Annotated in this window: 19 protein-coding genes; 13 read left to right on the forward strand and 6 right to left on the reverse strand. The window is 71.3% G+C overall.

The features are described 5' to 3' along the window. On the reverse strand, window positions 1–939 hold a 939-nt coding region (locus tag ABTZ89_RS15680; RefSeq protein ID WP_351044974.1), incomplete at its 3' end, for an AMP-binding protein. Continuing rightward, on the reverse strand, window positions 936–1,337 hold the full coding sequence (gene paaI, locus ABTZ89_RS15685) for a hydroxyphenylacetyl-CoA thioesterase PaaI (protein WP_351045016.1): 402 nt from the start codon (window positions 1,335–1,337) through the stop codon (window positions 936–938). The genes ABTZ89_RS15680 and paaI, both read right to left, overlap by 4 nt. A gap of 261 nt (window positions 1,338–1,598) precedes the next feature. Here paaI and paaZ point away from each other — a divergent pair, with 261 nt between their 5' ends. Genes paaZ through paaE form a run of 6 tightly spaced genes read left to right on the forward strand, consistent with a single transcriptional unit; the run spans window position 1,599 to window position 7,444 of the window. Beyond that, entirely contained in the window at window positions 1,599–3,641 is a 2,043-nt protein-coding gene (paaZ, locus tag ABTZ89_RS15690; RefSeq protein ID WP_351044977.1) for a phenylacetic acid degradation bifunctional protein PaaZ, read from the forward strand. 2 nt (window positions 3,642–3,643) lie between these two features. Continuing rightward, the gene (gene paaA, locus ABTZ89_RS15695; protein WP_270953517.1) at window positions 3,644–4,615 is read left to right on the forward strand and encodes a 1,2-phenylacetyl-CoA epoxidase subunit PaaA; all 972 of its coding nucleotides are present in this window, start codon (window positions 3,644–3,646) and stop codon (window positions 4,613–4,615) included. Continuing rightward, window positions 4,612–4,923 (forward strand): 1,2-phenylacetyl-CoA epoxidase subunit PaaB, encoded by a 312-nt coding sequence (gene paaB / locus ABTZ89_RS15700; protein ID WP_270953516.1) that lies wholly within the window; start codon window positions 4,612–4,614, stop codon window positions 4,921–4,923. Before paaA ends, paaB begins: the two co-directional genes overlap by 4 nt. 10 nt (window positions 4,924–4,933) lie before the next feature. After that, window positions 4,934–5,824: a 1,2-phenylacetyl-CoA epoxidase subunit PaaC gene (paaC, locus tag ABTZ89_RS15705; protein ID WP_270953515.1), complete on the forward strand. Its 891-nt coding sequence runs from the start codon at window positions 4,934–4,936 to the stop codon at window positions 5,822–5,824. Further along, entirely contained in the window at window positions 5,818–6,336 is a 519-nt protein-coding gene (paaD, locus tag ABTZ89_RS15710; RefSeq protein ID WP_270953513.1) for a 1,2-phenylacetyl-CoA epoxidase subunit PaaD, read from the forward strand. Before paaC ends, paaD begins: the two co-directional genes overlap by 7 nt. Window position 6,337: 1 nt before the next feature. After that, window positions 6,338–7,444 (forward strand): 1,2-phenylacetyl-CoA epoxidase subunit PaaE, encoded by a 1,107-nt coding sequence (gene paaE / locus ABTZ89_RS15715; protein ID WP_351044984.1) that lies wholly within the window; start codon window positions 6,338–6,340, stop codon window positions 7,442–7,444. A 161-nt stretch (window positions 7,445–7,605) separates the two neighbouring features. Here paaE and ku read toward each other — a convergent pair whose 3' ends face one another. The 3 genes from ku to selA form a co-directional block, all read right to left on the reverse strand. Next, complete coding sequence (ku, locus tag ABTZ89_RS15720; RefSeq protein WP_351044988.1) at window positions 7,606–8,565, reverse strand: non-homologous end joining protein Ku; 960 nt, start codon at window positions 8,563–8,565, stop codon at window positions 7,606–7,608. Window positions 8,566–8,665: 100 nt separating this feature from the next. Beyond that, on the reverse strand, window positions 8,666–10,411 hold the full coding sequence (selB, locus tag ABTZ89_RS15725) for a selenocysteine-specific translation elongation factor (RefSeq protein ID WP_351044991.1): 1,746 nt from the start codon (window positions 10,409–10,411) through the stop codon (window positions 8,666–8,668). 87 nt (window positions 10,412–10,498) lie between these two features. Beyond that, window positions 10,499–11,788 (reverse strand): L-seryl-tRNA(Sec) selenium transferase, encoded by a 1,290-nt coding sequence (gene selA / locus ABTZ89_RS15730; protein WP_351044994.1) that lies wholly within the window; start codon window positions 11,786–11,788, stop codon window positions 10,499–10,501. A gap of 104 nt (window positions 11,789–11,892) precedes the next feature. Between selA and ABTZ89_RS15735 the strand changes: the two genes are divergently transcribed. From ABTZ89_RS15735 to ABTZ89_RS15745, 3 genes are read left to right on the forward strand one after another with little or no spacing between them, the layout of a single operon-like run. Further along, window positions 11,893–13,659, forward strand: coding sequence for an SDR family oxidoreductase (locus tag ABTZ89_RS15735; protein ID WP_351044997.1), 1,767 nt, complete (start codon window positions 11,893–11,895; stop codon window positions 13,657–13,659). A 13-nt stretch (window positions 13,660–13,672) separates the two neighbouring features. After that, window positions 13,673–14,554 carry a metal-dependent hydrolase gene (locus ABTZ89_RS15740; RefSeq protein ID WP_270948210.1) on the forward strand — a complete coding sequence of 294 codons (882 nt, stop codon included), beginning with the start codon at window positions 13,673–13,675 and terminating at the stop codon, window positions 14,552–14,554. Then, window positions 14,554–15,597, forward strand: a complete 1,044-nt coding sequence (locus ABTZ89_RS15745; protein WP_351045001.1) for a PDR/VanB family oxidoreductase — start codon at window positions 14,554–14,556, stop codon at window positions 15,595–15,597. Before ABTZ89_RS15740 ends, ABTZ89_RS15745 begins: the two co-directional genes overlap by 1 nt. Here ABTZ89_RS15745 and ABTZ89_RS15750 read toward each other — a convergent pair. Beyond that, window positions 15,586–16,458 carry an alpha/beta fold hydrolase gene (locus ABTZ89_RS15750; RefSeq protein WP_351045019.1) on the reverse strand — a complete coding sequence of 291 codons (873 nt, stop codon included), beginning with the start codon at window positions 16,456–16,458 and terminating at the stop codon, window positions 15,586–15,588. The genes ABTZ89_RS15745 and ABTZ89_RS15750 overlap by 12 nt on opposite strands. Window positions 16,459–16,602: 144 nt before the next feature. Here ABTZ89_RS15750 and ABTZ89_RS15755 point away from each other — a divergent pair, with 144 nt between their 5' ends. The 4 genes from ABTZ89_RS15755 to nrfD form a co-directional block, all read left to right on the forward strand. Continuing rightward, on the forward strand, window positions 16,603–17,229 hold the full coding sequence (locus ABTZ89_RS15755; protein WP_351045004.1) for a pyridoxamine 5'-phosphate oxidase family protein: 627 nt from the start codon (window positions 16,603–16,605) through the stop codon (window positions 17,227–17,229). 63 nt (window positions 17,230–17,292) lie between these two features. Further along, window positions 17,293–20,559 (forward strand): formate dehydrogenase, encoded by a 3,267-nt coding sequence (gene fdh / locus ABTZ89_RS15760; RefSeq protein ID WP_351045007.1) that lies wholly within the window; start codon window positions 17,293–17,295, stop codon window positions 20,557–20,559. 5 nt (window positions 20,560–20,564) lie between these two features. Next, window positions 20,565–21,422 carry a 4Fe-4S dicluster domain-containing protein gene (locus tag ABTZ89_RS15765; protein WP_351045010.1) on the forward strand — a complete coding sequence of 286 codons (858 nt, stop codon included), beginning with the start codon at window positions 20,565–20,567 and terminating at the stop codon, window positions 21,420–21,422. After that, window positions 21,398–21,777, forward strand: a 380-nt coding sequence (gene nrfD / locus ABTZ89_RS15770) for an NrfD/PsrC family molybdoenzyme membrane anchor subunit (protein ID WP_502949551.1), incomplete at its 3' end; no start/stop codon positions are given. The genes ABTZ89_RS15765 and nrfD, both read left to right, overlap by 25 nt.

Consider the following 21,777-nt stretch of genomic DNA (forward strand, 5'->3'; position numbering starts at 1 on the left):
CGGCATCGCCTCCTTGGTCAGCGAGGTGAACACGAGCTCGCCCTCGCTGCCGTCGGGCAGCACCTCCTCGGTGAACGGGTCGATCACCTCGGGGTAGAAGTGGTCCTCCCAGATGTGCGGGCCGTCCTTGGTCTCCGCGCACTCGTTGGCCACCCCGGGACCCATCACCTCGGACAGCCCGTAGATGTCGACCGCGTCGAGGTCCAGCCGCTCCTCGATCTCCTGGCGCATCTGCTCGGTCCACGGTTCGGCGCCGAGGATCGCGACCCGCAGCGAGGTGCTGCGCGGATCGATGCCCCGCCGCTCGAACTCGTCGATCAGGGTGAGCAGGTAGGACGGCGTGACCATGATGATCTCGGGCTGGAAGTCCTGGATGATCTGCACCTGCCGGGCGGTCATGCCCCCCGAGGCGGGGATGACCGTGCAGCCCAGCCGCTCTGCGCCGTAGTGCGCGCCGAGACCGCCGGTGAACAACCCGTAACCGTAGGCGACGTGCACCCGGTGGCCGGGCCGACCGCCGGCCGCGCGGATCGAGCGCGCGACCATGTCCGCCCAGGTGTTCAGGTCCCGGTCGGTGTAGCCGACCACGGTCGGCTTGCCGGTGGTGCCGCTGGAGGCGTGCAGCCGGCGGACCTGGTCCAGCGGGACCGCGAACATGCCGTACGGGTAGTTGTCCCGCAGGTCCTGCTTCGTGGTGTGCGGGAACTTCGCCAGGTCCGCCAGGCTGCGGCAGTCCTCCGGCCGCACCCCGGCGCGGTCGAACTTCTCCCGGTACAGCGGCACGTTCTCGTAGGCGTGCCGCAGCGTCCACTGCAGCCGCTCCAGCTGCACCGCCGCCAGCTCGTCGGCCGTGTACCGCTCCGCGGGGTCGAGGTCGGCCGGGTCCGGCGCGGTCCCGAGCCTGCGCGGTGCGGAGTGTGCTTCGGTGGTGGCGGTCATCGCGTGGCTCCCTCGGACTGGCTGGTCGGCGCTGCGCCGATCGTTCGGCTGTGCCCGCGGAACTCGGCGATCAGCTCCTCGCCGCGGTGCACGGAGACGTCGTAGATCCCGCTGCGCCCGAACCTGGTGCGCTCCACCGCGCGGGCCACGAGCTCGTCGCCGAGCCGCGCGGGGCGGATGAAGGTGACGTCCGCGCCGGCCGCGACGGTGGTCGGTCCGTGGCTGTTGCAGGCGCAGGCGAAGGTCGTGTCGGCCAGCAGGAAGAGGTAGCCGCCGTGCGCGATCCCGTGCCCGTTGACCATCGTCTCGGCGATCGTCATCCGGGTGCGGGCGGTGCCGCTGCCGACGTCGATCAGCTCGATGCCCAGCGCCTGGGAGGCGCGGTCGCCGTCGAACATCACCTGGGCCGGGTTGCGCTCCGTCGCGCTGGGTTCCTGCACTGTGCACCGCCTCGAAACCGAACGAACAGTCAGTAATTAATCCCGGTGGCCGCGGAGCTGTCAAGAGCATTCGGCCGAAGTGGTCTTCCTGGCTCGGTCAAGGCGGATTCACCCGGTCCGGGTGCTGTCGCGGGGTGAACACGCGTGCTACTTTTCGAATGAACGGTCAGTAAAGAAATCCGATCCAGCGGAGTCCGAGGCTTGAGGAGGTCGGGGTGCATGGCTGCCCTGCGGAGCTACGTCAACGGTGACTGGCACGCGCCGGTGGAGGACGGCGTGCCGTTGCACGACGCGGTCACCGGCGAAGAGGTCGCACGAATCTCCTCGGCCGGGGTCGACATGGCCGCGGCGCTGGCGCACGGCCGCGAACGCGGCGGCCCAGCGCTGGCCGAGCTGACCTTCCACCAGCGGGCCGCGCTGCTGAAGAGTCTGGCCTCCTACCTGCTGGAACACCGGGAGGAGCTGTACGCGCTGTCGGCGCGCACCGGCGCGACGCTCGGCGACTCGAAGTTCGACGTCGACGGCGGCATCGGGGTGCTGTTCGGCTACTCCAGCAAGGGCCGCCGGGAGATGCCGAACGACACGGTCTACGTCGACGGCGCGGTGGAGCCGCTGGGCAAGGGCGGCACGTTCCTCGGCCAGCACGTCTGCACCCCGCTGCGCGGCGTCGCGGTGCAGATCAACGCCTTCAACTTCCCGGTGTGGGGCCCGCTGGAGAAGTTCGCCCCCGCGTTCCTGGCCGGCGTGCCCAGCCTGATCAAGCCGGCCAGCCAGACCGCCTACCTCACCCACCGGCTGGTGGAGCTCATGATCGGCTCCGGGCTGCTGCCGGAGGGCTCGCTGCAGCTGATCTGCGGCAGCGTGGGCGACCTGCTCGAGCACCTCACCGACCAGGACCTGGTGTCGTTCACCGGATCGGCGGCGACCGGCCAGCGGCTGCGCGCGCATCCGGTGGTGGCGGCGAACTCTGTGCGCTTCAACGTCGAGGCGGACTCGCTGAACTGCTCGATCCTGGGCCCGGACGCCGAGCCCGGCAGCCCCGAGTTCGACCTGTTCGTCAAGCAGCTGGTCACCGAGATGACGGTCAAGGCGGGGCAGAAGTGCACCGCGATCCGCCGCGCCCTGGTGCCCGCGGGGCGGATGGAAGACGTGGTGGCCGCGGCCAAGGCCCGGCTGGAGAAGGTCGTCGTCGGCAACCCGAACTCGTCGGGAGTGCGGATGGGCGCGCTGGCCAGCCTCGAGCAGCGCGAGGAGGTCCGGCGGTCGCTGAAGGCGTTGCTGGAAGCCGGGACCCTCGTGCACGGCGACCCCGACCACGTCGAGGTCGTCGACGCGGACGCGGAGCGCGGCGCGTTCCTCTCGCCGATGCTGGTCCGCTGCGACGACCCGGACCAGCCCCAACCGCACGAGGTGGAGGCCTTCGGTCCGGTCAGCACGCTGATGCCCTACGAGAACGCCGCGCACGCGGTCGACCTCGCGCGGCGGGGCAAGGGCAGCTTGGTCGGGTCCGTGGTGACCGCCGATCCGGCCTTCGCCCGGGAAGTGGTGCTGGGCGCGGCGTCCCGGCACGGCCGGATGCTGGTGCTCAACAGCGACAACGCCAAGGAGAGCACCGGGCACGGTTCGCCGCTGCCTGCGCTGGTCCACGGTGGACCGGGCCGGGCCGGTGGCGGTGAGGAGATGGGCGGCATCCGCGGCGTCCTGCACCACATGCAGCGCACTGCGGTGCAGGCCGACCCGGCGACGCTGACCGCGATCACCGGCCAGTGGGTGACCGGCAGCCCGCGGAACATCACCGACGTGCACCCGTTCCGCAAGCACCTGGAGGACCTGCGCGTCGGCGACACGGTGGTCGCCGGTCCGCGCCGGGTGACCTTGGAGGACGTGGAGCACTTCGCCGAGTTCACCGGTGACACGTTCTACGCCCACACCGACGAGGAAGCGGCCAGCGCCAACCCGTTCTTCGACGGCCGGGTCGCGCACGGCTACCTGGTGGTCTCCTTCGCCGCCGGTCTGTTCGTGGACCCGGACCCGGGTCCGGTGCTGGCCAACTACGGGCTGGAGAACCTCCGGTTCCTCACGCCCACCTACCCCGGCGACGAGATCACCGTGACCATGACCGCCAAGCGGATCACGCCGCGGGTCGGGGCCGAGCACGGCGAGGTCCGCTGGGACGTGGACGTGACCAACCAGGACGGCGATTCGGTGGCCAAGTACGACGTGCTGACCCTGGTCGCCAAGCGGCCGGACACGCAGGAGTGACCATGACGACCACGGTGCGAGCCGACCAGCTGGACGACGACGAGCTGCAGCGGCACTTCGACGACCGGATCTCCCACGACCAGCGCATCGAGCCGCGGGACTGGATGCCGGAGGGCTACCGCAAGACCCTGGTGCGCCAGATCGCGCAGCACGCGCACTCCGAGATCATCGGCATGCAGCCGGAGGGCAACTGGCTGACCAGGGCACCGAGCCTGCGGCGCAAGGCGATCCTGCTGGCCAAGGTGCAGGACGAGGCCGGGCACGGGCTCTACCTGTACTCCGCGGCCGAGACGCTGGGCGTCGACCGCTCGGAGCTGACCGAGAAGCTCATCGACCGCCGGCAGAAGTACTCGTCGATCTTCAACTACCCGACGCTGACCTTCGCCGACATCGGTGTGATCGGCTGGCTGGTCGACGGCGCGGCGATCTGCAACCAGGTGCCGCTGTGCCGAAGCTCGTTCGGCCCGTACGCGCGGGCTATGGTGCGCATCTGCAAGGAGGAGTCGTTCCACCAGCGGCAGGGCTACGAGCTGCTGATGACGATGATGCGCGGTACCGCCGAGCAGCAGCAGATGGTGCAGGACGCCACCGACCGGTGGTGGTGGCCATCGCTGATGATGTTCGGCCCGCCCGATGCGGATTCGCCCAACACGCAGCAGTCCATGGCGTGGCGGATCAAGCGGCACACCAACGACGAGCTCCGGCAGAAGTTCGTCGACATGACCGTCCCGCAGGCTGACGCGCTCGGCGTCACGCTTCCCGACCCGGAGCTGCGCTGGAACGCCGAACGCCAGCACTACGACTTCGGCGAGCCCGACTGGTCGGAGCTCAAGCGCGTCATCAGCGGTGGCGGGGTGTGCAACGAGGAGCGGGTGGCCCGGCGCCGCGCCGCGCACGAGGAAGGGCAGTGGGTGCGCGAAGCGGCAGCCGCCCACGCCGCCAAGCAAGCCGCACGCGAGGAGGTCGCGCGATGAGTTCGGACGCCGAGGTGGGCGCGCCGCGTCCCTCGTGGCCGCTGTTCGAGGTCTTCGTCCGGGGCAAGCGGGGGCTCAACCACGTGCACGTGGGTTCGCTGCACGCCGCGGACGAGCAGATGGCGCTGCACAACGCGCGGAACCTGTACACCCGTCGCAACGAGGGCGTGAGCATCTGGGTGGTCCGAGCGGACGCGATCACCGCGTCCAGCCCGGACGAGAAGGACCCGTTCTTCGCCCCCAGCGGAGACAAGGTGTACCGGCATCCGACGTTCTACCGGATCCCCGACAACGTCCCCCACATGTGAGGTCGGCTCAATGTCGTTCGACAACGCCTACGAGGCGCTGACCGCCGCCGAACCGGACGGCGAGTCCCGCTGGGCATTCGGCACCGGATTCGACGATCCGCTGTCCGGTGTGGACACCGCGCTGCCCGCCGACGTCGACGGCGTCGAGTTCAGCCGCTACCTGCTGATGCTCGGCGACGACGCCCTGATCGCCTCGCACCGGTTGACCGAGTGGGTCACCCGCGCTCCGGAGCTTGAGGACGAGCTGGCGCTGGCCAACATCGCGCTGGACCTGCTCGGGCAGGCTCGGTTGCTGCTGGCCCGGGCCGGACAGGCCGACGGCACCGGGCGGGGGGAGGACGAGCTGGCGTACTTCCGCGACGAGCGGGAGTTCCGCAACGTGCGGCTGGTCGAACCGCCCAACGGCGATTTCGCCCAGAGCATCGCGCGACTGCTGGTGTTCTCGACCTGGCGGCTGGCGCTGTTCAGCAGGCTCGCGGAGTCCCGCGACCCGGTGCTGGCGGCGATCGCGGCCAAGGGGATCAAGGAGCTGGCCTACCACCGCGAGTACGCGGCGCAGTGGACGGTGCGCCTCGGTGACGGCACCGAGGTCTCGAAGGAGCGGATGCAGCAGGGACTCGACGAGGTGTGGCCGCTGGTCGGAGAACTGTTCGTCCGGCACGAGACCGAGCTGCGGATGACGGAGGCCGGAGTCGGCGTCGACCCCGCGGACGTGCGCGCCGAGTTCGACGACGTGATCGACCAGGTCTGCGCGGCAGCGACGCTGCAGCTGCCGGACCGGCAGGCGCTGGCCGGAGTGGGTGGGCGCGCCGGCCGGGACGGGATCCACACCGAGCACCTGGGCTACCTGCTGGCGGAGATGCAGAGCCTGGCCCGAGCACACCCGGAGGCGACGTGGTGATCAGCACGAAGCCGGACCTCCAGCACGCCAGGGCGGTCGCCGAGTCGGTCACCGACCCGGAGCTGCCGGTGCTGACGCTGGCCGATCTCGGTGTCCTGCGCGAGGTCGAGATGACCGACGAGGGCGCGGTGATCGTGTCCATCACCCCGACCTACTCGGGATGCCCGGCGATGCGCGAGATGCGCAGCGACCTGAGCAGCCGCCTGCGCGAAGCCGGCTTCCCCGAGGTCGAGGTGCGGACGGTGCTGGACCCACCGTGGACGACGGACTGGATCAGCGAGGCCGGTCGGCGCAAGCTCGCCGACTACGGCATCGCCCCGCCCGGCGCCGCTCCGAACCGCCCCACCGGCCCGGTTCCGCTGACGCTGACCCCGCCGCGCTCGCAGGTCCGCTGCCCGCAGTGCGGTTCACCGGACACCGAGCAGGTTTCGCAGTTCAGCTCGACCGCGTGCAAAGCGTTGCGCCGGTGCCGCGCGTGCCACGAGCCTTTCGAGCACATCAAGGAGATCTGACGTGGTCACTCCAGCCCCCGTCGACGCCCCCGCCCCGTCCGCGGGCCGCCGTCGCATCGCGTTCCACCCGCTGCGCGTCAGCCGGGTGGAGAAGCTGTGCGACGACGCGGTCGCGGTGAGCTTCGAGGTCCCCCCGGAGCTTTCGGAGGAGTTCGCCTTCCGTCCCGGGCAGTCCTTGACGTTGCGCCGCAGCGTCGACGGCCGGGAGGAGCGCCGGTCGTACTCGATCTGCGCGCCGCGCGGCGCCGAGCTGCGGATCGGGGTCCGCCACGTCTCCGGCGGCCTGTTCTCGACCTGGCTGGTGCGCGAGGTCCAGCCCGGCGACGAGGTCGAGGTGCTGCCGCCCACCGGCAGCTTCACCCCGGACCTGACCGCGCACGAACGGCACGTGTGCATCGCCGCCGGGTCGGGGATCACCCCGATGCTGTCCATCGTGGCCACGGTGCTGCGCGACACCAACGCGACGGTCACCCTGCTGTACGGCAACCGCCGCAGCGACACCGTCATGTTCTCCGACGAGCTGGCCGACCTGAAGGACCGCTATCCGACCCGGCTGGAACTGGTGCACGTGCTCTCCCGGGAGCCGCGCGAGTCCGAGCTGTTCACCGGTCGGTTGGACGAGGCCAAGCTCCGCGCCCTGCTGTCCACAGTGCTCGACGCCGATGCGGTGGACCAGTGGTGGCTGTGCGGGCCGTTCGGCATGGTCACCGACGCGCAGGGCGTGCTGCGCGACAGCGGGGTGACCACCGAGCGGATCCACCAGGAGCTGTTCTACGTCGAGGACGTGCCGCCAGAACCGGCGCACCACGAGGAACCGACCATCGAGGGCCCCACCAGCGACGTCACGGTGGTGCTCGACGGCCGCTCGACCTCGATGTCCCTGCCGCGCGACGTCCCGGTCCTGGACGCCGCCCAGCGGGTCCGCCCCGACCTGCCGTTCGCCTGCAAGGGCGGCGTCTGCGGCACCTGCCGGGCGAAGGTGACCTGCGGCGAGGTCCGCATGCGCCGCAACTTCGCCCTGGAGGAGTCCGAAGTAGACCAGGGCTTCGTCCTCACCTGCCAGTCGCTGCCCACCACGGACGAAGTCACGGTCGACTTCGACGCCTGATACCCACGGCAAAGTCCATTGAAATCAGGCGTCTGATTTCCATTGAGCCTTTTTCATCCTGTCTGGTCTGCGACTGCGAGGTATGACCGGCACCGTGCGGCGAGCGCTGAGGTTCCGCTACCGGCACCGCCGAGCAAACCGAGGATGGACAACCTCAATGGTCAGGAGGCCTTGCGGGTGCGGCGGGTTCCGGTGGGCTTCTCCGCGGAGGCGTCGGCGACGGCTTGCTCCAGTTCGGCGCGCTTCATCTTGGAGCGGCCCTTGATGCCCAGGTCCTTAGCGCGGTCTTCGAGCTCGGCCTTGGTCAGCTCGGAGAGGTCTTCCGCGCGGCGGGGTTTGCGGCCCTTGCGGGCTTCGTCGACGCTGCGGCGCAGCGCCTCGGTGAGGTCGATGACGTCGGTCGGCTGCGGTGGGGCCTCGGCGGCTGCCACCTCGCCGCCGCGGGCCTTCTCCGCGAGCAGTTCCTCGACCTTCGACGTGTAGGTGTCCTCGTACTCCTCGGGCTCCCAGGGGCCGCTCATCGACTCGATGATGGTCGAGGCCATCTGCAGTTCCTTCGACGACGGGCCGGACTGCTCGGGCTGGTCGCCGACGAGGTCGGCGGGGTCGCGGATCTCGTCGGCGAAGTACAGCGTGTTCAGCGCCAGCACGTCGGTGTCGGCGCGCACCGCGGTCAGGTACTGCTTGCCGCGCAGCACGAACGTCGCGATGCCCGCCTGCCCGGTGTCCTGCATGGCCCGCCGCAGCAGGTTGTACGGGCGGAAGTGCTCCTTGCTGTTGGGGGCCAGCCAGTAGGTCTTCTGGAAGTGCACCGGATCGATCTCGGTGAGGTCGACGAACGTGGTGATGTCGATGGTGCGGGAGCGGCCGGGGGCGATCTCGTCCAGCTCGGACTGCTCGACGGTGATGACCCCGCCGTCGTACTCGCGTCCCTTGACGATGTCGTTGTAGCCGACTTCCTCGCCGGTGCGCTCGTTGACGCGCTTGTAGCGGATGCGGTCGGTGGTGCCGCGCTCGTACTGGTGGAACTGCACGGTGTGGTCCTCGGTCGCGGCGTAGAGGCCGACCGGGATGGTCACCAGGCCGAAGTTGATCGACCCGGTCCAGATCTTGCGCGGCATGGCAGCCTCCCATCGCCCGGCGCCCCGCCGTCCACGATGCGGTGGCGCTGGCAAGATCGCAGAACTCGCCCTGGGCCGCCCTCGGTGTTTCCCGGGCCGGTCACCGGGAAACAACGCGGTGCGTGCCGTCGGCCAGTCGCCGCGTACGCCCCCGGCGGGCGAGCAGCTCCAGCAAGGGAACCGCAACGCGCCGCGAAGTGTCCAGAGCTCGTCTCGCCTGGCTGAGCGTGAACGGCGAGGGCAGCGCGGCGAGCCGATCCAGAGCGGTCTGCTCGGCATCGGGCAGCAGCACCAGGCCGGGAGCCACTCGCAGGAGCTCGCCGAAGCGCGCGGCCGCCGCCAGTTCCCGGTCGCCGAGTCCCAGAGCGGCGAGCTCGTCGGCGGTCGGCGCGTGGAACGGGTGGTCGATCAGCGCATCGCGGACGGCCGCCACCGCGCTGCGGATGCGGTCGGGCAGCCGGGGCTGTTCGAGGTGCAGGCGGCCGGCGTGCAGCGCGATCCCAGCGGTTTCGGCGACCTCCGCCACCAGTCCGGGATCGGGCAGGTCCAGGGCATGACGCGCAGCTTCCACGGGCATTCCGTCGGCCAGCGGGTCATCCTCGCCGTGCTGGGCGAGCACGTCGGTCAGCCGGGCTGCGAGTTCGGTCCGGTAGGACTCGGAGATGAGCCACGGACCGGCGGCCGGGGGAGTCGCACCCATCGCGCGCAGTTCGTCCGCCCTGATCACGCGTCGCCGGTGCAGTTCGGCGCGACCATCGGGCACCGCTCCCATGGAAGCCAGTTCGGCGGCCCGGGCCCGGGCTGCTCCGCGCCTGGTCAGCTGCGGTGGTCGCACGTCGAGCACGTCCAGCCCTCCGTGGATGCGGTGGTTGCCGGGATCGCGCAGCAGGGCACGGTCGCCGATGCGCAGCGGGAGCGGGACGCGCGTGGTGAGCCGCGCGTGCTCGGGGCCGAGAGGTCGGACTCGCACCGGCACGGCCGCCGAGCCGACGTGCAGCATCAGCTCCGCGGGCCAAGTCGCCGGTGCCGGGTGGATGCGGACGTCGAAGACCTCGGTGGTCAGCCAGCGATCCGGCGAGAGCAGTGCGTCGCCGCGCTGAACTTGACCGCAGTCGACGCCCCGGAGGTTCACCGCAACCCGGGACACGGCGTTGACCTGGGGTTCGGCGGAGCCGAGGGAGTGGAGCCCGCGTACAGCACAGGTGACTCCAGCGGGGTGCAAGAGGAGGCGGTCGCCGACCCGGAGCGTGCCCGCGGTGAGGGTCCCGGTCACCACGGTGCCCGCACCGCGGACGGTGAACACCCGGTCGATCCACAACCGCACGTCGGCGTCCTGGTCCGCAGCGGGCATCCGGTGCACCAGCAGGTCGAGCTCGCGTCGCAAGTCGCCGAGTCCAGTGCCCGTCACACCGCTGACCTGCACGGCGGGGATGTCAGCGAGCACGGTTCCGGAAAGCGCGGCCGCGGCTTCCTCGGTCGCAGCGCGCGGATCGGCCAGGTCGCAGCGGGTCACCGCGAGCACGCCGTGCCGGACTCCGAGCGCGTCGAGCGCGTCCAGGTGCTCGTCGGACTGCGGCATCCAGCCCTCGTCGGCTGCGACGACGAACAGCACTGCGGGTACCGGCCCGATCCCGGCCAGCATGTTCGGCACGAACCGCTCGTGCCCGGGAACGTCGACGAACGCGGCGGTGCAGCCGTCAGCGAGCCGGGTCCAGGCGAAGCCCAGATCGATGGTCAAGCCGCGGCGGCGTTCCTCCGCCCACCGGTCCGGTTCCATGCCGGTGAGCCCGCGGATGAGGGTGGACTTGCCGTGGTCGACGTGCCCGGCGGTGGCGATGACGTGCATCGCAGCTCTCCGAACTCTCGGCTGCAACGACCTGCACGACCCAATACGCCACGCCCGGGCAGTCCCCGCAACGCGCCCGCGCAGAGGTCAGGCCGCGGCCAGGACCGCCCGGCGCAACTCGTCGTCGTGCTCGGGCGGGACTGCGGCGAGGTCCAGCAGGCACCGGTCGTGCGCGATGCAGGCGAGCACCGGGGGAGTTCCGCGCCGCAGCAACTCAGCGAAACGTTCCGGCAGCGCGACCGCCGCGCTCGGCAACGTGACACCAGGCGCGCCACCTCCGCCCACCGTCGCTTCGCTGCACTGGGCGGAGGCAGGGATCCCCGCCGCGCTGAACCCCGTGGCCAAGCGCTCGGCTCGGCGCAACAGGCTCGGCTGGTCGCGCCGCAGGGACTGCTCGGTCGGTGTCAGGGGGCCGCGCAGCGTCGCCTCCAGCGCGGCGAGGGTGAGCTTGTCGACGCGCATGGCCCGCGCCAGCGGGTGGCGACGTAGCTGCTGCACGATCTCCGCCCGGCCCAGCAGCAGTCCCGCTTGGGGCCCGCCGAGCAGTTTGTCGCCGCTGGCCAGGACCAGGTCGGCGCCGTCGGCAAGGGTGCTGGTGGCGTCGGGTTCTTGCGGTAGCACCGGGTGCGGGTTCAGCAGGCCGGATCCGATGTCGACCACCACCGGTGCGCCGAGACCGCGCAGCGCGTCGACCGGAACGGCCGAGGTGAAGCCGGTGATCACGAAGTTGGACGGGTGGACCTTGAGGATGAATCCGGTGTCCGGTCCCACGGCCGACCGGTAGTCGTCGAGCCGGACCCGGTTGGTGGTGCCGACCTCGTGCAGCCGCGCACCGGTGGCGGTGAGCAGCTCGGGGATTCGGAACCCGTCGCCGATCTCGACCATCTCGCCGCGTGCTAGCACGATTTCGCGCCCCTGCGCGAGCGCTGTCGCGGCCAGCGACAGCGCTGCGGCACCGTTGTTGACCACATGTGCGGCCTCGGCGAGGGGCACGGCGGCGCACAGCGCGGCCAGTGCGGCGGCACCGCGCGGTCCACGTCGCCCCGTGTCGAGGTCGAGTTCGACGTCGGTGGTTCCGGCAGCTCGTTCCATGGCGTCGATGGCCGCTCGTGACAGCGGAGCCCGGCCCAGGTTGGTGTGCAGGAGAACGCCGGTCGCGTTGAGCACCGGACGGCTGCTCGCCGCCGAATCGGGAAGTCCGGCAAGGGTTTCCGCGACGACGTGCGACGCGTCGATCTCACCGGTGCGAGCTCGCTGCTGCGCGGCGTGCACCGCCTTCTTGACCAGTCCGCGGCCGAGGCGCTGTGCTGCGGCAGTCACCTCCGGGTGGGCCAGCACCCGGTCGGTGCCGGGCACGTGCTGCCGCGGGTCGGCCATGCGCCGAACTATAGGAGCCCGTCGCCGAACTCGCGGCCAGGCGAATCTCCGAAACAACACCAACTGTAACAATGAAGATTGACAACGTCGGTACGCTCCGGGGTATGGCTCGCACCCGGGAAGCGGACTCCAGCAGATGGCTCGACACCAGCGATGGACTGCGGTTGTCCGTGCGCGAGCACGGCGATCCGGCAGCACCGACCGTGCTGGCGGTGCACGGTTATCCCGATGACCAGTCGATCTGGGACGGCATGGCCGAGGCGCTCGCCGGGCGCTTCCGGGTGGTCACCTACGACGTGCGCGGCGCGGGGGAGTCCGACAAGCCCCGCCGCAGCGAGGCCTACCTGCTCGACCAGCTCGCCGACGATCTCGGCCGGGTCGCGGACCTGGTCAGCCCGGACCAGCCGGTGCACCTGCTGGCGCACGACTGGGGCTCGATCCAGGCGTGGCATGCGGCCACCGAGCCGAGGCTGGCCCACCGGTTCGCCTCGTTCACCTCGATCTCCGGGCCCTGCCTGGACCACGCGGGCCAGTGGATGCGCTCGAAGTTGCGGCACCCGACGCCGCGGGAGCTGCGCAAACTCGTCAACCAGCTGATCTTTTCCGGCTACATCGGCTTCTTCCAGCTCCCGGTGCTGCCGGAGCTGGCCTGGCGCACCGGCGCGATGCGCCGGCTGATCGGCGCGGTCGAGCGACTGGACCCGCGCACCGCCGAGAGTCCGACGAAGCCTGCGGTGTCCGATGGCGTGCACGGGTTGGGGCTGTACCGGGCGAACATGCGCGAGCGGTTGGGCGGTCCGGGGGAGCGGCGCACCGACATCCCGGTCCAGGTGCTCGCGCCCACCGGTGATCCGTTCGTCTCCACGCCGATGCAGACCGAGATCGCGCCGTGGGTGCCCAACCTCCGCGTGCGCCGGGTCCCGGGCGGGCACTGGCTGCCGCGAAGCCGCCCGGAGCTGGTCGCTCGGTGCGCGGCGGAACTCGTCGAGCACGTCGAGGGCGGTGCCGAATCGCGCGGTCTGCGGCGTGGACGCGTTCGCCCGGGCCGCCGCGACTTCCAGGACCAGCTGGTGGTCATCACCGGAGCGGGCAGCGGGATCGGGCGGGCGACCGCATCGGCGTTCGCAGCGGCCGGCGCGCACGTGGTGGTCGCGGACATCGACGAGACCGCCGCCCGGAACACCGCCGCGCTGATCACCCGCACCGGCGCCAACGCCACGCCGCACCGCGTGGACGTCGCCGACGGCGATGCGATGGAGCGCTTCGCCAAGCAGGTGCACGCCGAGCTGGGCACCCCGGACGTGGTGGTCAACAACGCCGGGATCGGTCTCGCCGGTTCGTTCCTCGACACCCCGGAAGCCGATTGGGAGCGGGCCATCGACATCAACCTGTGGGGTGTCATCCACGGCTGTCGCCAGTTCGCGCCGCAGATGGTCGAGCGAGGCGAAGGCGGCCGGATCGTCAACATCGCCTCGGCCGCCGCCTACCTGCCGTCCAAGGTGCTCCCGGCCTACGGCACCACGAAGGCCGCAGTGCTGGCCCTGAGCCAGTCCTTGCGGGCGGAGCTCGCCGGCGAGGGCATCGGGGTCACCGCGGTGTGCCCCGGGCTGGTCAACACCGGCATCACGACCAGCACCCGCTTCGTCGGCGTCGACGACGCCGAGCAGGCGAACCGCAGGCAGGCCGCCAAGCAGCTCTACCAGCGGCGGAACTTCACCCCGCAGCGCGCGGCGGCCGAGATCCTGCGCGCCACCCGCCGCAACGCCGCGATCGCACCGGTCACCGCCGAGGCCAAGGCCGGTCTCGTGCTCTCCCGCCTTTCCCCGGGCTTGCTGCGCGCAGTGGCCAGGGCCGAGCTGACACCGCGCTGAAGGAGGTCGGACCATGTCCCACATCGATCCGGGTGAGCCGGACCGCGTCGCGCTGCACGCCCGCGACGTGGAGTTCGACTGGGCGAAGCTGCCGATGCACTGGATCCCGGGGGAGCCCTTCGCCACCCACGTGATCAACTTCCTGCACCTGGTGCTGCCGGAGGGCGAGCGCTGGTTCGTCGAGGTCTTCAAGCAGGCGCTCCCGCTGATCAGGGACGACCAGCTGCTGGAGGACGTGCGCGGCTTCGTCGGGCAGGAAGCGATGCACGCCGAATCGCACCAAGGCGTGCTGGACCACTTCGACGCGCACGGCCTGGACACCAGGCCCTACGTCGAGCAGGTCAGCTGGATCTTCCGCAAGGTCCTCGGCGACCGGCCCTACGGCGGCAGGCGAGCCGAGTCCTGGCTGGTGCAGAGGTTGGCGATGATCGCGGCCATCGAGCACTACACGGCGTTCCTCGGCCAGTGGGTGCTGGACGCGAAGGCGCTCGACGAGGCCGGCGCCGACCCGACGATGCTGGACCTGCTGCGCTGGCACGGCGCGGAGGAGGTCGAGCACCGCTCGGTGGCCTTCGACCTCTACATGCACGTCGACGGCAGCTACCTGCGGCGCAGCCACGCGATGGTGGTGGCGATCGTCGTGCTCGCCCTGCTGTGGGTGCGCGGCGTGCGCTACCTGATGGCGGCCGACCCGGTGCTGCGCGGCCGCCGCAAGCCGCGCTGGCGGGACATGCTGCGGACCGGACGGCTCGGGCTGACGCCGAGCTACTGGCAGATGCTGCGCTCGCTCCCGGCCTACTTCCGCCGCTCCTACCACCCGTCGCAGCACGGCTCGACCAGTCAGGCGATCGCCTACCTGGCCAAGTCCCCGGCTGCGCAGGCGGCGGAGCACTGATGGCCGGAGCTCGCGCGATCCCACCGGCGCTCGACGGCCACGGCCCGGACCGGTTCCTGTGGGCGCTGGACAAGCTCGCCACCAGCATGGAGTGGTTGCAGCGCAACAGCCGCCGCAAGCCGGTCGAGGCAGTGGACCGCGACATCCCGCTGGAGGTCTCCGAGGTCCGGGTCGAAGCCGACGACGTGGTCAGCCTTCGGTTGACCGGGGAGGGGCTGCTCCCGGCCTGGCAGCCCGGCGCGCACCTGGACGTCGTGCTGCCGTCGGGGCGCAAGCGCCAGTACTCGTTGTGCGGTGATCCGGGCGACCGGCGGTACTACCGGATCGCGGTGCGGCGGATCGCCGACGGGGAGGGCGGCTCCCGCGAGGTCCACGACGAACTGCGGCCGGGCAGCCGGATCGTCGCCCGCGGACCCCGCAACGCCTTCCCGTTCGTCACCGCGGAGAAGTACCTGTTCATCGCGGGCGGCATCGGCGTCACGCCGATCCTGCCGATGGTGCGCACGGCTGCGGCCCGCGGTGCGGACTGGCGGTTCGTCTACACCGGACGGTCGCGGGAGTCGTTGCCGTTCCTGGGCGAGCTGGCCGAGCTGGACCAGGAGCGGGTGTGGATCCGGCCGGACACCGAGTTCGGCATCCCGGCCTCCGGCGCGGAACTGCTCGAGCACGCCCCGGCCGGTGCCGCGGTGTACTGCTGCGGCCCGATCCCGATGATCACCGGCATCCGGGTGGACCTGCCCGGCAGCGCGGCGGATTCGCTGCACTGGGAACGCTTCTCGGCGCCGCCGATCGTCGACGGCGAACCGTTCACCGTCGAACTCGCCCGCACTGGACGCGAGGTGCAGGTCCCCGCGGACCGCTCGGCGCTGGAGGCGATCAGCGAGGTCCTGCCGCAGGTGTCCTACTCGTGCCGCCAGGGCTTCTGCGGCACCTGCCACGTCCGGGTCCTCGGCGGGGCCGTCGACCACCGGGCGCGGGAGGCGGACGACCACATGGCGATCTGCGTGTCCCGGTCCGCCGGCCGCGTGGTCCTAGACCTCTGAGCCGACCCGGTCGAGGAAGTCGCCGACCGCCGCGGCGAATTCCGGGTAGTGGGTGAGGTGGGCGTCGTGCCCGGCGCCGGCGATCGACACCAGCTCGGTGTTGGCGCGGCTGCAGGTCATCCGCTCGGCCAGTTCCGGGCCGATCACCGGGCTGTCCGCGCCGCGCAGCAGCAGCACGGGTTGTGAGCTGTCGGTCCAGTCCGGCCACCACGTGCCGCGCACCTGGCGCTTGATCTCGCTGATGTCGGCCGCGCGCCACCGGAAGAACCAGCCGCGGTCGTCCTCGACAGCGCTTTCCAGGAAGTACTCCGGCGCTTCCACGAGGGGCTCGAGCGCGGTGCGCATGCTTTGCAGGTTGGGGAACCGGTCGGGCAAGTCGTCCAGCGAGTGGTCGTCGGGCACCGCGAGTTCGGCGCCGACGTCGACCACGACCGCTGCGGCGACGAGCTCGGGTCGCCGTGCCGCGAGCTGGTAGGCGTTGATCCCGCCGAGCGAGTGCCCGAGCACCACGGCTGGCGCCAGCCCCAGCTGTTCGACGACCGCGGCCGCATCGGCGACGAACGCCTCGCGGCTGACGTCGTCGCTGCGGTCGGACCTGCCGTGGCAGCGCTGGTCGACCGCGATGATCCGCCAGCGCGGGCCGAGGGTGTCGGCGAGCCGGAGGAACGTCCGGCTGCGCCCGTAGGCGCCGTGCAGCGCGAGGAAGGGGCGGCCGGGGCCGTGCTGCGCCGCAGGCTGGCCTTCATGGAGCAGCCGGCCAGCTACTTCTACGAGGACGGGCGGCCCCTCCGCGCCGGTGACATGACCGACCGGTTCCGCAGGGGCATGCTCACCATCGCCGCGGCCACCAGCCGCGCGGATGCGGCGTGGTTGCGCAAGACCCTCGCCGAGCTAGAGCAGGAAGCCGGGGACTGACTCCCGCGCGGCGGCGGAGTGACCGAAAATCACGCGACGACGCACCCCGTCGGGCGTAGTGTCGAGGTGCTGTCGATCTCGGGAGGATTCGTGGAACTCGCCGGACTGGTGGAGGTCACCTCGGAGGCGGAGCTGCGGGACGTCATCGGCGAACCGCTGCAGAGGGTGCGGGACAAGGCGCGCCCCGCGCTGCACGGGATCGACCGGCAGTGGCTGGCCGCATCACCGTTCTGCCTGATCGCGACCGCCGGCGCGGACGGATCCTGCGACGTCTCGCCGAAGGGCGACCCGGCCGGGTTCACCCTGGTGCTCGACGACACCACGATCGCGATCCCGGAGCGCCCGGGCAACCGGCGCGCCGACGGCTTCCGCAACATCCTGGCGAACCCGCACGTCGGGCTCGTCTACTTCCTCCCCGGACGCGGTGACACCTTGCGCATCAACGGCCGAGCCCGGCTGGTGCGCGACGCGCCGTTCTTCGACGACATGGTCGTCAAGGGGCACCGCCCGGTGCTGGCGGTGGTGGTCGAGATCGAGGAGATCTTCCACCACTGCGCCAAGGCGTTCCTGCGCTCCGGGCTGTGGAAGCCCGAGACCTGGCAGCCGGACGCGGTGCCCTCCCGGCCGCAGATCGCCAAGCTCATGGAACGTCCGGACGAGTCACTGGCCGAGCTGGAGCGCTACTACGGCGACGAGTACGCCAACCGCCTCTACTGATCCGGCTTGCAGCCCTCGGCCGTCGGGTTTCTCCTGGTACCACGCGTGCAGGGAGGGGAGCCGATGGCCGAGTGGCTCGGCTGGCCGGTGCTCCGGCAGCTGACCGGTGCGGATCCGCTGGGCAGGGGCCCGGCGGCCCGTTCGAGGCGCACCGACGCCCGGCGGGCTCGCACCCAGGACGCCGATGCGGTGGTCCGCTCGGTGTGCCCGTACTGCGCGGTCGGTTGCGGGCAGCGCGTCTTCGTCCAGGACGGCGCGGTCACCCAGATCGAGGGCGACCCCGATTCGCCGATCAGCCGTGGCCGGTTGTGCCCGAAGGGCTCGGCCAGCCGGGAACTGGTGACCTCACCGCTGCGGCAGACCAAGATCCGCTACCGACGTCCGCACGGCACCGAGTGGGAAGACCTCGACCTGGACACCGCGCTGGACATGATCGCCGACCGGGTGCTGGCCACCCGGGCCGCCACCTGGCAGGACGCCGACGCCGACGGGCGTCCGCTGCGCCGCACGATGGGCATCGCGAGCCTCGGAGGAGCGACCCTCGACAACGAGGAGAACTACCTCATGAAGAAGCTCTACACCGCCCTCGGCGCGATCCAGGTGGAGAACCAGGCCCGCATTTGACACTCCTCCACGGTGCCCGGTCTGGGCACCTCCTTCGGGCGCGGCGGCGCCACCACCTTCCAGCAGGACCTCGTCAACGCCGACTGCATCCTCATCCAGGGGTCCAACATGGCCGAGGCCCACCCGGTCGGTTTCCAGTGGGTGGTGGAGGCCAAGCGGCGCGGCGCCACGATCATCCACGTCGACCCGCGGTTCACCCGGACCTCGGCGCTGGCGCACCGGCACGTCCCGCTGCGCGCGGGCAGCGACATCGCGTTCCTCGGCGCGCTGATCAACCACGTGCTGACCAACGACGCCCACTTCCACGACTACGTCGTCGCCTACACCAACGCCGCGATGATCGTCGGCGAGGACTTCCGCGACACCGAGGACCTGGACGGCGTCTTCTCCGGCTTCGACGCCGACGTCGGCAGCTACGACACGACCACCTGGCAGTACGAGGGCGCTGACGCGGTGCCGTCGGTCGGCAGCCACGGCCCGGAGGTCCCGACGACGGCGCACGGCCGGGAGCGGGAGGCCGGCCGGCCCGAACGCGCCGGTTCCGGCGGCCCCGTCTACCACGGGCGAGCGGAGACCGACCCGACGCTGCAACACCCGCGCTGCGTGTTCCAGCTGCTCAAGCGGCACTACGCCCGCTACACGCCGGAACTGGTGGAAGAGGTCTGCGGCATCCCGCGCGCGGACTTCCAGTGGGTGGCCGAGCAGCTGGTGGCCAACTCCGGCCGGGACCGCACCACGGCGGTGGCCTACTCGGTCGGCTGGACGCACCACACCGTCGGCGTGCAGTACATCCGCGCCGCGTCGATCCTGCAGCTGCTGCTGGGCAACATCGGCCGCCCCGGCGGGGGAATCCTGGCGCTGCGCGGGCACGCCAGCATCCAGGGCTCCACCGACATCCCGACGCTGTTCAACCTGCTGCCCGGCTACATCCCGATGCCGCACGCGCACACCGACTTCGACGTCGACTCCTTCGTCGCGGACGACGAAAGGGCCTGCGGCTACTGGGCGAACATGCGCGCCTACCTGGTCAGCCTGCTCAAGGCGTGGTGGGGCGAGCACGCCACGGCCGACAACGACTTCTGCTTCGACCGCCTGCCGAGGCTCACCGGTGATCACGGCACCTTCCAGACCGTGATCGACCAGATCGAAGGCCGGTGCCGGGGCTACTTCGTGGTCGGCGAGAACCCGGCGGTGGGCACCGCCAACGCCCGTCAGCAGCGGCTCGGCCTGGCCAACCTGGACTGGCTGGTGGTGCGCGACCTCAACATGATCGAGACGGCGACCTTCTGGAAGGACGGCCCGGAGATCGAGACCGGTGAGCTGCGCACCGAGGACATCGGCACCGAGGTCTTCTTCCTGCCCGCCGCCGCGCACACCGAGAAGGACGGCACCTTCACCAACACCCAGCGGCTGGTGCAGTGGCACCACAAGGCCGTCGAACCGACCGGGGACCAGCGCAGCGACCTGTGGTTCTTCTACCACCTGGGACGGCGGCTGAAGCAGAAGGCGCAGCACGGCGAGCGCGACCGCCCGCTGCGGGAGCTGACCTGGGACTACCCGACCGAGGGCGAGTTCGGCGAGCCCAGCGCGGCGGCGGTGCTGCAGGAGATCAACGGCTTCGGCGCCGACGGAGCACCGCTGTCGTCCTACACCCAGCTGCGCGCGGACGGCTCCACCCGCTGCGGGTGCTGGATCTACTGCGGGATCTTCGCCGACGGCGTCAACCAGACCGCCCGCCGCCGACCAGGCGCGGAGCAGTCGTGGGTCGCGCCGGAGTGGGGCTGGGCCTGGCCGGCGAACCGGCGGATCCTCTACAACCGCGCCTCGGCGGACCCGGACGGTCGACCGTGGAGCGACCGCAAGGCCTACGTCTGGTGGGACGCGCAGAACGGGGAGTGGACCGGGCACGACATCCCCGACTTCGACCGGACCAAGCGCCCGGACTTCGTGCCCGCACCGGATGCCACCGGACCGGAGGGCATCGCGGGCACCGATCCGTTCATCATGCAGACCGACGGCCGCGGCTGGCTCTACGTCCCGGCCGGGCTGGTCGACGGCCCGCTGCCCGCCCACTACGAACCGCAGGAATCGCCGGTCGCCAACCGCGTCCACCCCGACCAGCAGCGGAACCCCGCGCGCCAGGTGTTCTCCCGGCCGGAGAACCGCTACCAGCCCAGCGGGGACGAACCGGGCAGCGACGTCTTCCCGTACGTCTTCACCACGTTCCGGCTCACCGAGCACCACACCGCGGGCGGCATGAGCCGGTGGCTGGCGCACCTGTCCGAGCTCGCGCCGGCGATGTTCCTGGAGGTCTCCCCGGAGCTGGCGGCCGAGCGCGGGCTGCGGCACCTGGGGTGGGCCACCGTGGTCACCGCGCGCAACGCCATCGAGGGCCGGGTGCTGGTCACCGCCCGGATGCGGCCGCTGCAGCTCGGCGACCGCACCGTGCACCAGGTCGGCATCCCGTGGCACTGGGGGCCGAACGGGCTGACCGCGGGCGATGCCGCGAACGAGCTGATCAACGTGGCGCTGGACCCCAACGTGCACATCATGGAGACCAAGGCGGGCGCCTGCGACGTCCGGCCGGGGCGACGCCCGCGGGGTCCGGCGCTGGCCCGCTACGTCGAGGACTACCGCAGGCGGGCGGGGATCACCGAGCACACCGGCGTGGAGCACGCCGACGACCCGAGATTCGGAGGGGAGTGAGCCGCGTGGACCGGAACCGGTTGAGCGGACCGCTCGCGGACCCGGCGGGGGAGGCCGGATACCCGGCAGACCACCCCGAGCGCGTCGGGTTCTTCACCGACACCAGCGTGTGCATCGGCTGCAAGGCGTGCGAGGTGGCCTGCAAGGAGTGGAACCTGCTGCCCGAGGACGGTCTCGACCTCACCGGGATGTCCTACGACAACACCGGCGAGCTGGGCGCCACGACGTGGCGGCACGTGGCCTTCGTGGAGCAGACGTCCACTGTGGACTTGGGGATGCCGGGGATGGGTGGCGACCAGGTGCGCTGGTTGATGTCCTCGGACGTCTGCAAGCACTGCACCCACGCGGCGTGCCTGGACGTCTGCCCGACCGGGGCGCTGATCCGCACCGAGTACGGCACGGTGCTGGTCCAGGACGACGTCTGCAACGGGTGCGGGTACTGCGTGCCTGCCTGCCCGTACGGGGTGATCGACGTCCGGCCGGACACCGGCGGTGCGGCCAAGTGCACGATGTGCCAGGACCGGCTGGGTGCCGGGCTGATGCCGGCCTGCGCGACGGCGTGCCCGACGGAGTCGATCCAGTACGGCCCGCTCGACGAACTGCGCGAACGCGCCGAGCAGCGGGTGTCCGAGCTGCACGAGCAGGGGGTCACCAGCGCCCGGCTCTACGGGCAGGACCCCGATGACGGGGTGGGCGGGGCCGGGGCCTTCTTCCTGCTGCTGGACGAGCCGGAGGTCTACGGGCTGCCGCCCGACCCGGTGGTGACCACGCGGGACCTGCCGTCGATGTGGCGGCACGCGGCGGCCGCGGCGCTGACCGCGGCGGCGATGATCGCCGGATGCTTCGCGGGGAGGAAGCGGTGACCTCCGCCGAGGAGTTCGAGTCCTACTACGGCCGCCCGGTGCTCAAACCGCCGGTGTGGAAGGTCCCGGACGTGCCGCTCTACCTCTACCTCGGCGGGGCGGCCGGAGCGTCGTCGACCATGGCGCTGCTGGCCGACCTCACCGGTCGCCGCGACCTGGCCCGTGCTGGTCGGCTGACCGCAGCGGTGGGAGCGACAGCCAGCGTGGGCGCGCTGGTCCACGACCTGGGGCGGCCGATGCGGTTCCTGAACATGCTGCGGGTGTTCAAGCCGACCTCGCTGACCGCGCGGCCTTCGTCAAGGAGCTGTTCCCGGTCGTGGCCGAGCGGTGGGACGCGCTGGCCGGGGCGCTTTCC

This window comes from Saccharopolyspora sp. NPDC002686 (genome assembly GCF_040295745.1).
Classification (GTDB): domain Bacteria; phylum Actinomycetota; class Actinomycetes; order Mycobacteriales; family Pseudonocardiaceae; genus Saccharopolyspora; species Saccharopolyspora oryzae.